Source organism: Streptomyces sp. NPDC051133 (genome assembly GCF_040682635.1).
Classification (GTDB): Bacteria; Actinomycetota; Actinomycetes; order Streptomycetales; family Streptomycetaceae; genus Streptomyces.
In genome coordinates, this window is record NZ_JBFBBK010000138.1 from 1 (window position 1) to 4,365 (window position 4,365).

At 68.7% G+C, this 4,365-nt stretch carries 3 protein-coding genes and 3 pseudogenes; all 6 read left to right on the forward strand.

What is annotated here, in order from left to right; all coding sequences use genetic code 11:
- Nucleotides 1-73: 73 nt before the first annotated feature.
- Nucleotides 74-349, forward strand: a complete 276-nt coding sequence (locus AB0N17_RS45330) for a hypothetical protein (protein ID WP_366017542.1) — start codon at nucleotides 74-76, stop codon at nucleotides 347-349.
- Nucleotides 349-747 carry a hypothetical protein gene (locus AB0N17_RS45335; RefSeq protein WP_366017543.1) on the forward strand — a complete coding sequence of 133 codons (399 nt, stop codon included), beginning with the start codon at nucleotides 349-351 and terminating at the stop codon, nucleotides 745-747. Before AB0N17_RS45330 ends, AB0N17_RS45335 begins: the two co-directional genes overlap by 1 nt.
- Before the next feature lie 266 nt (nucleotides 748-1,013).
- Nucleotides 1,014-1,133: pseudogene (locus tag AB0N17_RS45340) on the forward strand (IS481 family transposase); the annotation flags it as partial.
- A pseudogene (locus AB0N17_RS45345) lies at nucleotides 1,130-1,896 on the forward strand (transposase); the annotation flags it as partial. The pseudogenes AB0N17_RS45340 and AB0N17_RS45345, both read left to right, overlap by 4 nt.
- A 203-nt stretch (nucleotides 1,897-2,099) precedes the next feature.
- Nucleotides 2,100-2,623 (forward strand): annotated as a pseudogene (locus AB0N17_RS45350) (transposase); the annotation flags it as partial.
- A gap of 1,073 nt (nucleotides 2,624-3,696) precedes the next feature.
- The coding region (locus tag AB0N17_RS45355) for a YncE family protein (RefSeq protein ID WP_366017544.1) at nucleotides 3,697-4,365 on the forward strand (669 nt) is incomplete at its 3' end.

The window sequence follows — 4,365 nt, forward strand, 5'->3', positions numbered from 1 at the left end:
GCCGGGGTACCGGAAACACCCCCCTCCCCCCGTTCCTCTACCAACGGTAGAGGAACGGGGGTAGGATCGAGGTATGCCAGCAGATGAGACGAGCATCAAGGTGAGCACGGCCGCGCGGGACCGGCTCGCCCAGTTGGCGGCCGAGCACGGCACCACCATTCGCAGCCTGGTCGAGGACCTCGCGCAGGGCACGCCAACGCAGGCCGAGTACGCCGAGCGTGCCGAGCTGGCCCGCGCCGAGCTCGCCTCCGCTCTCGGCAGCGCGCCGAGCCCGGAGGCCGAGGCGAAGGCCAAGGCCCTGCTCGAGCGCCTCGGCGGCGCCGCGCACAACCCGCAAGCGGCCGCGTAGTGGCGGCGATCGCGGTCGTCCTGGACCACACGACCGCAGGTGCGCTGTACGACCCGAAGGACCCATTCAACGAGACGGTCGCCGCGTTCTACGTCCAGGCCTCCGGTGGGCTCGGCGACCTGTATGCGCCGGTGCTGTCGCTGACGGCCGGCGATGCCGAGCGGCCCGGGCTGCTCGGTTACATCAAGGGGCTGCGGTTCATCCGGATCGAGGCCTTCGACACCGACGCTGCGGTCACCGCCACCGAACTGCTGCGCTTCGGACACTCCTGGGCCGCCGTCCACGCCATCCACGCCGCCCGCCCCTCCCCCACCCACCCCACCGGCCGGTACCTGCTCACCCTCACCCCCAAGGCGTACGCGGGCACCGGCGTCCAAGCCGTCCACCCCGACCAGTAACCCGCCGGCCGCCTGGCAGTACAAGACGATCGCCCGCCCGACCTGCCGTCACGGGAGCATGACCCACCAGGTGCGGGACCTCGGCCCGCAGGCGCGCAGAACCCGCGGCCAGACGCCATCCGGTGACCATGCTGGCCGCAGTCGACGATGCCAGGGAAGGTCGAAGACGGAGGTGGGGTGTGGAGCTGGGAGCGTTCTTCAGCAGCGGCGATAAAGGGGGCGAGTCATGGATGCTCGACGTGGGGTTGGTCGAGTCGCTGCGGTTCGAACGCACAAAAGCCCTGCCAGACTTCCTGCACACCTACAACCACCACCGCTGCCACACCGCACTCGGCGGCCACCCACCGATCAGCCGCGTGAACAACGCTTCAGGTCAATACACCTAGCGGCCGAGGCCACCCGCACCTCCAACCGGATACGCGGCCTGCTCACCCAGTTCCACCCCAGCCTCGAGCAGTCCTCGGCCCGCGCCTGGACCACCAGGCCGTGACCTGGCTCCTGGAACGCTATGGATCCCCGGCCGCGCTGCGAAAGGCCGGACGCCGCAGGCTGGTCGAGGCGGTCCGCCCGAAGGCCCCACGCATGGCGACACGGCTGATCGACGACGTCTTCGAAGCACTCGACGAGCAGACCGTCGTGGTCCCGGGCACCGGCACCCTCGACATCGTGATCCCCTCCCTGGCCCGCTCGCTCGGCGCCGTCCAAGAACAACGCCGGGCCACAGAAGCCCAGACCAGCGCCCTGCTGGAGGCACACCCTCTTTCCGAAGTCCTGACCTCCATGCCGGGGATCGCGGTCAGGACCGCCGCCACGCTGCTGGTCACCGTCGGTGACGGCACCAGCTTCCCCACCGCCGCCCACCTCGCCTCCTACGCCGGCCTCGCCCCGACCACGAAGTCCTCCGGGACCTCGATCCACGGCGAACACGCGCCCAGAGGCGGCAACCGGCAACTCAAACGCGCGATGTTCCCGTCCGCATTCGCCGCCCTGCACGACCCCGCCTCCCGCACCTACTACGACCGATGCCGAGCGCGCGGGAAGACTCACACGCAGGCCCTTCTCCGCCTCGCCCGACAACGAATCAACGTCCTGTTCGCGATGCTCCGCGACGGCACGTTCTACGAACCCCGAACCCCACGCCTCGCTTGACAAAAGACATAGAGGCACCCCCCCGGGACAGGCACACCAACCTGGACACCGTGCCCGTCGCCATCAAGGCCCAACGCGCCGTGATCGAGCGTCTCGCCCTCACGCCGCCGGCGTGGCCGTTTAGGGCGTTCGACGGCCCGCGCGGATTCGGTTCGTACTGACGCGACAACGGTATGAGCGGCAGCTGGAAGGGCCGCCGGGATCGGATCGTCGACCACACGGGGCCGTTGCTGGCGCTGCACCAGCGTCAGCGGTTGCGTCGCGGCACGGTGCTCATCGTGGACGGGACTCTGGTCCGACCCGCGACCACCAGGTGGCGGAGCAGTCGAAGAACTATCGCTACTCAACCAACCACCAGGTGGTCATCGACGCCGACTCCCGCTTGGTCGTCGCCGTCGGCCGGCCCGTGCCGGGCAATCGCAACGACTGCAAGGCGTGGACCGAGTCGGGTGCCGCCGCCGTAGTCGGCAAGACGATCACCATCGCCGACGGCGGCTACCAGGGCACTGGGCTAATCATTCCGCACCGTCGCCCTGCTGGCGGTGACCTGTGCGACTGGAAGAAAGAGCACAACCACTCCCACAAGCAGGTCCGTGCCCGCGTTGAGCACGTCTTCGCGCGCATGGAGACCTGGAAGATCCTCCGCGACTGCCGCCTGAAGGGCAACGGCGTCCACACCGCGATGCTCGGCATCGCCAGCCTGCACAACCTCCTACAGCCCGTGTAGACCACCCACGCAGCCCGAACCTGGCGACCGCGGACGCGCTCAAAGATCAATTGCGGGACAGCCCCTAGGTGGCGGTCTCGGAGGATCCCGAGGGCATGGCCGAGGAGGTCGATGGCCTGTCGCTGGAGGCGGAGTCTGAGCGTCCAAGCCGTCATCGCCCTCGCACGACGCCGCACCAGTGTGCTGTGGGCTCTCCTGCGCGACGACCGGCCTTCACTCCCACCCCGCCCATCACGGCAGCCGGCTTGACGCAGACCGAGGCCACAAAGCCGGCAGCGTGGCTGAGGTCGGCGGTGGTGCACCGCGGCACACGCGCGCTTGATCGGTCGGCGTGCCCTCCGCAACCACAAATAGCCGGGGGTGCCGACCTCCTCACGTAGGCGGCTATGGCGTATCCGCGGGCGCCCCGGGCCGCACCTCCTGGAGCCGTGAAGTGCTGCGTCGTGGCGTCAGGCGCGCTTCGGTGGACGGCCGGGTTGGCCGGGAGGGGTGCCGGGGTGGCGTAGCACGGTCGAGAGACGGCCCTGACCCCTGATCCCCCGGCGGGCCGACTCCTGTCCCGGATCCTGCCCATTCCCGTTCCTTCTCTTGCTGGTGGGCGGCGGAGGGAGCTCCAGGGTGTCGGCATTTGGACCGTGGCGGGCGCTGACCGGCCGTCGCACCGGTAGGTGGGCCGTGGTCGGTGGGCCGGCAGTCCTGGACACGTGCCACCGACAATAGAAGGACCGCGCCACCGGCCGCCCCCTGACCATGACAACTACCTGCGCTTCGTCGCGGGTCTGGCCAAGCAGCGGACGGACGAACGGACCTGAACCCCCATCAACTCCTCGCAGGACTGTCCGCGCGTACCCACCCGTGGGCTTCGGCTTCGAACCGTGCCCTGGCTTCCTGTCGTTCAAGGGCGGCTGGAGCAGGGTGCGCATTCGCCGTGAGTATCAGAACCGGCCTACACCAGCAACCACTATTTCGCCTATATGGTACATATCACTTTCTGTAGTGATCTAGGTCTCTCTGCTCGCCGTGCCCGGCACAGGCGGCCCGAGGCCGCATCGTTTCGAGATCGGGAGACAGCAGTGATCAGACGTCATGTGGAGGTAGCCCCGCTGGGAGTTCAGGGAAGCCGGGGCGGAACACGGTGGTGGGTGTGGCTGGGCCGGCTGGCGGCGGCATTCGCTGTCCTGGCCGGGCTGGTGGTGCTGCCGGCCGTGCACGCCGCAGCCCAGGGCGGCTCCGGTGGCCACCGGGCCAAAAGCCATTCTCGTACGGCAGTTGCCGGTCGAGCCACGCACGCGGCCGCAGCCGCCCTGAACGGCACCTTCGCCTACGTCGCCAACTTCGGTTCGAACAATGTGTCGGTGATCAACACCGCCACCAACACCGTCACCACCACGATCACCGTCGGCACCGGCCCGGCTCGTGTGGCGGTAACCCCGGACGGCACCCACGTCTACGTCACCAACAGCGGTTCGAACAATGTGTCGGTGATCGACACGGCCAGCAACACCGTCACCGCCACCGTGCCCGTCGGCAGCGGACCGGAGGGTGTGGCGGTGACCCCGGACGGATTCCACGTCTACGTCACCAACTTCATTTCGAACACCGCGTCGGTGATCCTCACCATCACCAACACCGTCACCGCCACCGTGCCCGTGGGCAGCCATCCGACTGGTGTGGCGGTGACCCCGGCCGGCACCCACGCCTACGTCACCAACAACGGTTCGGGCAACGTGTCGGTGATCGAC

Excerpts from the sequence above, each read along its gene's own strand:
- AB0N17_RS45330 (WP_366017542.1), top strand. The coding sequence starts at position 74 with ATGCCAGCAGATGAGACGAGCATCAAGGTGAGCACGGCCGCGCGGGAC.